At 53.8% G+C, this 6,229-nt stretch carries 6 protein-coding genes; all 6 read right to left on the bottom strand.

Features of this window, described 5'->3' with window-relative positions:
• Nucleotides 1-100: 100 nt before the first annotated feature.
• Entirely contained in the window at nucleotides 101-280 is a 180-nt protein-coding gene (locus BZK41_RS27410; RefSeq protein ID WP_216350681.1) for a hypothetical protein, read from the bottom strand.
• Complete coding sequence (locus BZK41_RS27405) at nucleotides 271-573, bottom strand: hypothetical protein (RefSeq protein ID WP_216350680.1); 303 nt, start codon at nucleotides 571-573, stop codon at nucleotides 271-273. Before BZK41_RS27405 ends, BZK41_RS27410 begins: the two co-directional genes overlap by 10 nt.
• 95 nt (nucleotides 574-668) lie before the next feature.
• Entirely contained in the window at nucleotides 669-1,715 is a 1,047-nt protein-coding gene (gene fbpC / locus BZK41_RS13300) for a ferric ABC transporter ATP-binding protein (protein WP_003830930.1), read from the bottom strand.
• A gap of 11 nt (nucleotides 1,716-1,726) precedes the next feature.
• Nucleotides 1,727-3,805 carry an iron ABC transporter permease gene (locus tag BZK41_RS13295; protein WP_079938419.1) on the bottom strand — a complete coding sequence of 693 codons (2,079 nt, stop codon included), beginning with the start codon at nucleotides 3,803-3,805 and terminating at the stop codon, nucleotides 1,727-1,729.
• A gap of 68 nt (nucleotides 3,806-3,873) precedes the next feature.
• Nucleotides 3,874-4,905 (bottom strand): ABC transporter substrate-binding protein, encoded by a 1,032-nt coding sequence (locus BZK41_RS13290; RefSeq protein ID WP_003830932.1) that lies wholly within the window; start codon nucleotides 4,903-4,905, stop codon nucleotides 3,874-3,876.
• Nucleotides 4,902-6,206, bottom strand: coding sequence for an MFS transporter family glucose-6-phosphate receptor UhpC (gene uhpC, locus BZK41_RS13285; RefSeq protein WP_079938418.1), 1,305 nt, complete (start codon nucleotides 6,204-6,206; stop codon nucleotides 4,902-4,904). The genes BZK41_RS13290 and uhpC overlap by 4 nt, the downstream gene beginning before the upstream one ends.
• Nucleotides 6,207-6,229: the final 23 nt, after the last annotated feature.

Below are 6,229 nucleotides of genomic sequence, written 5' to 3'. Positions count from 1 at the left end.
TTTTTTGTATGCTTTTTTATTGTATAAATAACATATCATAAATATTAAAAAATCAAATGCAAACGCAAGGCAAATTAAGTTTTTTATAACTTCATTATTTTCAATGAAAAATATTTTCATATATAATATGATCTCCTACATAATTACCTAATTTTTCACCAACGTCCTCGCCATATTTTTCTGCAATCTTACCTGACGCAATAGTAATACCAACCCCTGTAGCAAAACACAGTGCAGCACCGACCCCTCTAGCTTCTATAGTAGAAAGCCCTAATACCATGTACAAACCACATTTGCTGCACGTCCAGTCGCCAGACCAGTAAGCATACTACTAGCCTGTTTGAATCCAAATTTACTATATTCAGTAATAGCGGCTTTTTTGCATGCACTTTCACGGCCTTTTGCACAGGCATCATAAATATTTGATGTATATCCGGCAAAATCTAAAACTATGCCAACAAAACCAACTGTTTTCATTAGCTTCATTAATTTTGCCGAACGATCAATATATGTAGCATAACCTTCAATATTATCTATTCCAGTTTTATCCAATTTATAGATAATTAAGTTCATAGGCATTCATTTAATTAATATTTATAAAGGTTTTTCCTTTTCTATAATCAAATTAATTTTATCTGGTCCGTTGTTTGATCGTAGTCCGGCACAAATCATGCCGCATCTGCCAGGACAAACATGCCGTACGGATGGATTTCGAGGTAATACTGCTCGCCGACGTCCGGCTGTAAACGCGTAGCGTTGACCTGCAATAAAATCTCCTGCCCGTGCCACTCTACCGTCACTTCATACTGCGGCCCCATATAGGCGACATGGCGGATTACGCAGCGTTGACTCTCCTCGCCGCGATCGCTGAGCGTGATCGCTTCCGGGCGCACACCGACCATCCCTTCGCCCTGCGTACCAAAGTGCAGCGGACGCGGCAGATGATAGCCGTAGATATCAACGTATCTGTCGCTGAAGGTAGCCGGGAACAGGTTGGCATCGCCCATAAAGCTCGCCATAAAGCGGGAGGCGGGCTGGCGGTAAAGATCCTGCGGTGAGCCGATCTGCATGATGTGTCCTTTGTTCATCACCAGCACGGTATCGGAAACCGCAAAGGCTTCGCTCTGATCGTGGGTGACGTACAGCGAGGTGATATCAAACTGCTTTTGCAGTTCACGGATCTTGTCGCGCATGCTGCGACGCAGGTTGGCGTCGAGGTTACTCAATGGCTCATCAAACAGCAGTACTTTCGGCTTGAGGATCAACGCGCGGGCCAGCGCCACGCGCTGCTGCTGACCGCCGGAGATCTGATCGACAAAGCGGTCTTCGAATCCTTCCAGATCCACCATCGCCAGCGCCTCTTTGACACGGGCTTTCAGTTCTGCGCGCGGTACGCCGAGCATTTTCAGGCCATAACCGACGTTCTCTCCCAGCGACATATGCGGGAACAGGGCATAGGACTGAAACACCATGCAGATATCGCGCTGCTGAATAGAGCGATGGGTGACGTCTTCGCCATCAATGAAAATTTGCCCTTCGCTCGGTTTTTCCAGCCCGGCAACCAGGCGCAAAATGGTGGTTTTGCCGCAGCCGGACGGGCCGAGCAGGGTTACCATTTGCCCCTGCGGGATGGTGAGGTTGATATTGTCGATTACCGTATTACTGCCAAATCGTTTGGTGACGTTGCGCAGTTCAACGAAATTTTTCTGAGTCATAGTGCGCTCCATTACGCCTGGTTTTTGGCTTTTGAACGGGAGGTACGTGATTCACCGATCAGCCAGTCAAAGATGAAAATAATCGCCAGCATCACCACGATCAGAATGGAACCGTAGGCAATCGCCACACCGTATTCGCCATCTTCCACGCGGTTGAGGATGTAGGCCGTCGCTACGCGGGTATCCGGCGTGACGAGGAATACGATGGCGCTGACGGTGGTGATGGCGCGCACAAAGCTATAAATCAGCGCCGAGAGGATCGCCGGGCGTAGCAGCGGCAGCAGGATATGCGTAATGGTACGCAGGGAACCGGCGCGCAGGCTGAGCGAGGCTTCATCCAGTGATTTATCGATCTGGCCGAGTCCTGCTATACCCGCGCGAATGCCGACCGGGACGTTACGCATTACCATCGAGATAATGACAATCGCCGCCGTACCAGTGAGGTACACCGGTGCGTTGTTAAAGGCCAGAATGTACGACACGCCCGCGACGGTGCCCGGAACGGCAAAGCACAGCATGGTGGTGAACTCGATGGTCTTCTTGCCTTTAAACTGCTGGCGCACCACGATCCACGCGATCAGCAGGCCGAAGATCGCGGTGATCGGCGCGGCAATCCCGGCGTAGAGCAGGGTGTCGAGTAGTGAAGGCCACGCGCCGTCGCTCATCCCCTGACCGAACAGTTTGGTAAAGTTCGCCAGCGTCAGGGTGTAGTCAACGCCCCAGTTGACGGTGAAACTGCCGTAGAAAATGCTGCCGTAGAGCAGGGCGTTAAAGGCAATCCACACCGCCAGCAGCGCGACCACGCTCCACACCAGCGTCACCGGTAATGGCTGTACGTCGCCCCGGTAGGATTTACCGGAAACGGTGACGTATGAGCGTTTACCAATCCACATATACTGCACGCAGAACACCAGCAGCGAGAACAGCAGCAGGAAGGCACCCAGCGTACTGGCGGCCTGGTAGTCGAGCTGCGAACCGGTGATGTAGAAGTAGATTTGCGTTGCTAGTACGTCGAAGTTACCGCCGAGCACCAGCGGGTTACTAAAGTCGGCCAGCGACTGCACCACCACAATTAAAAAGGCGTTCGCCAGCGCGGGTTTCAGCAGCGGGACAAACACGCCGTTAAAGGTCTGCCAGCGGCTGGCACGCAGGGTGTATGACGCTTCTTCCAGCGATGGATGAATGGTTTTGATTGCTCCGTCGAGGATCATAAACGCCATCGGCGTAAAGGCCAGAACCTGCGCCAGCCAGATGCCGGTAAAGCCATACAGCCAGTTGGTGTTGGTTAAACCAAACCATTCGACCATAAATTCGGTGATGTAACCGGAGCGTCCCATCATCAGCGTGACGCCTAAACCGACGACAAACGGCGGAGTGACGATCGGCAAAATCGAGAAGATACGTCCGATTATGGCGCTGCGTCTGGCGATACGGGTGGTGTAGATAGCCAGCACCAGACCAAAGAAGGTACAGCCGACGCCGACGGCAATCGACAGCATAATCGAGTTGAGGATCACCTGAATGATATGTGCCTGCGACAGCACATTCATAAATGCCAGCGGGGCAAATTCCCCGGCGTCGTTGGTGAACATCGGAATGAAAATGGCGATGCTCGGCCAGACGATAAAAATACCGATCAGAGCGACAATTGCGGTGAGCGAGCCGATGACGAAGCGGTCACCGCCCAGCCATTCGAGGCGGGTGAGCGCCAGGGTCATGATTGCGCCAAGCGCGACAAACAGCACGATGGTGGCATAGCCTAAACCGCGCCCTTCAAGGGTAGCGCTGGTGACGATAAAGGCCATACAGAAGAATGCCCAGCCCGCGTCAAGATAGTGGCGGCTGCGCTGTTCGCGCCTGGCTTCATGGAATGGGCGAACCAGCAGCAGGCTTGGCAGCAGATACCAGAGCCAACTGATATTGAACTGTGACCAGCCGTAGGCGGCGAGTATTTCCTCCCGCGTTGACTCCAGCAGACCGTAGTCCAGGCTCCAGCTCGGCAGCAGGGCAAACGCCAGCCAGCCGAGTAAAACCCAAAGAAATATCGCATCCCGTTTTTTCACGGGATGAAGTGCAAGTGTGTGTGACATAGCGTTTCCGGTAATCCAGGCCGGGTAAGGCGTTTACGCCGCACCCGGCAAATGAACGCAACGTGGGCTTATTTACCCATCTTAACTTCGCTAACCCACTTATTGATCAATGCCTTACGTACGTCAGTCGAGCCGTACTTATCCATGTCGTAATTGATAAGCTTCAGGTCGTCGAGCTTCAGCGAGTTAGGAGAGGTCTCGGCGGTGGTGTTGGTCAGGATCTGATAAGATTTCCCTTTCTTCCACGCCAGCTCCTGCGCGTCTTTCGACAGCACCCAGTCAACGAACAGTTTGGCGTTGTCGACGTTGCGCGCGCCTTTCAGGATGCTGACGCCGCCGATTTCATACCCGGTGCCTTCGCACGGAGAGATAAGCTCCAGCGGTGCGCCCTGTTCTTTTTCCAGCGAGTAGTCGTGCAGGAAGCCAATGCCGATAGCCGTTTCGCCGCGAGCGGCGTTACGCGCCGGGGCAATACCGGATTTGGTGTATTGAGAGACGTTGGCGTTGAGCTGTTTCAGGTAATCAAAGGCCTGATCTTCACCCCACAGTTGAGCAAAGGTCGCCAGCGCGGTGTAGGCGGTACCGGAGCTTTGCGGGTCAGCAATCTGGATTTCGCCCTTGTATTCCGGTTTGGTCAGATCCTTCCAGCATTTTGGCACCGGCAGGTTTTTCTCTTTCAGGCGCTGGGTGTTGACGCCAAAGCCCAGAATACCGACGTAAACCGCCGAAGAGAGGTTACCTTTGACCTTCGCGGGATCGCGGAATTTCTCCATGATCTGCTCGAGGTTTGGTGATTTATACGGCTGCAGCAGACCCATTTCACCGGCCTGAGATTGCGGATCCAGCGTACCGCCGTACCACACATCCGCCTGCGGGTTTTTCTTCTCGGCATCCACTTTCGCCAGCGTACTGCCCGAGCCGTTGCGAATGAATGAGGTTTTCACATCATATTTTTCACCGAAGGCTTTGGTTTCGGTTTCGCACATCTCGTTAGTGGCGCTGCAGTACACCACCAGACGGCCCTGCGCCTGGGCTGCGTTGCTGAAGGCCGCCAGCGTCAGAGCGGAAGCAATCAGGGTAGAGGTAAGCGTCAGTTTCATTGTTTTATCCTTTGACTGAGAGAAGGGGTAATGCCCGCAATGAGCAACGGCATCAGCAATAAACCCATAAAGACCGCGGCAACCGAGAGCAAACTGAACATTCCCGACCAGCCGTAATGTTCTATGACCAGCGACAGCGGCCAACCCGCCAGCGCGGCCCCCAGATAGGCGAACAGCCCGAGAAAACCAGTAATTGAACCTGCCGCCGCTTTGTGTCCGCATTCAACGGCTGCGAGGCCAATTAGCATTTGTGGGCCAAACACAAAAAAGCCCACGGTAAAGAAACACACTGCCAGTAGCGCGTAGTGGTGCACTGGTGCCAGCCACAGTGCGGCGACGGAAACCATCAGCCCCAGCGTGAACAGCAAAATCATCGGTGCACGCTGACCGCTGAACAGCAGATCCGATCCCCATCCGGCAAACAGCGCCCCCAGCAAGCCGCCAACTTCAAACAGCATCACCGTGGCATTGGCGCTGAGCAGATTCACGCCGTGGCTTTCCGTCAGCCAGATGTTGCCCCAGTCGTTGAGCGCAATGCGGATCAAGTAGACCAATACATACGACACGCCGAGCAACCAGATCATCGGGTTTTTCAGCATGGTGGTGCGCAACATTTGCCACAGCCCCATCGGCGGGCTTTGCTGTTCCTGACGCAGCTCCAGCGGGTCATACCGCCATTCCCCAACCGTGGGTAATCCTTCTTCCTGGGGCGTGCCTTTCAATTGCAGGGTGAGCCAGATTCCCAATGCCATGCTGATTATCCCCGGTGCCAGCATGGCTGCCTGCCAGCCCCACCAGTGGGCGGCAAAAGCGCTAATCAGCGGGATAATGGCGCCACCGATGTTGATCGACATATTCCAGCAGCCCCACCAGAAGCCACGTTCGTTGCGCGAGTACCAGTGGGTCAGTAGTCGGGCACAGGGCGGCCAGCCCCAGCCCTGAAAAAATCCGTTCAGCGTCCAGACCACCAGCAGCAGCGTCAGCGATTCACCAAAGGCGAACAGCACGTTTAAAACGCCGGTAGCAAACAGGCCAATGCCCATAAATGCGCGTTGTCCGTGGCTGTCGTGCCACAGCCCGGCGGTAAATTTCGACAGACCATAGGTCAGATAAAACAGTGATCCGAGCAGGCCGATATCGCCTTTATCCAGACCCAGATCCGTTTGCAGCGCCGGAAGGACGTAGTTAACGCTTTTGCGCGTCAGATAAAACGCGGCGTAACCAATTACCATACACATCAGCAGCCGGGGGCGTAGCGCCCGGTATTGTTGGTCTGTTTCGCTGGCTGAGCGTGTAGGCATGGCAGTCTCCGTTTGTGCTGACT

Source organism: Citrobacter sp. A316 (assembly GCF_002042945.1).
Taxonomy (GTDB): Bacteria; Pseudomonadota; Gammaproteobacteria; order Enterobacterales; family Enterobacteriaceae; genus Citrobacter; species Citrobacter portucalensis.
The sequence above is the reverse complement of the archived record's forward strand: the minus strand, read 5'-3'. Positions and strand labels throughout refer to the sequence as shown.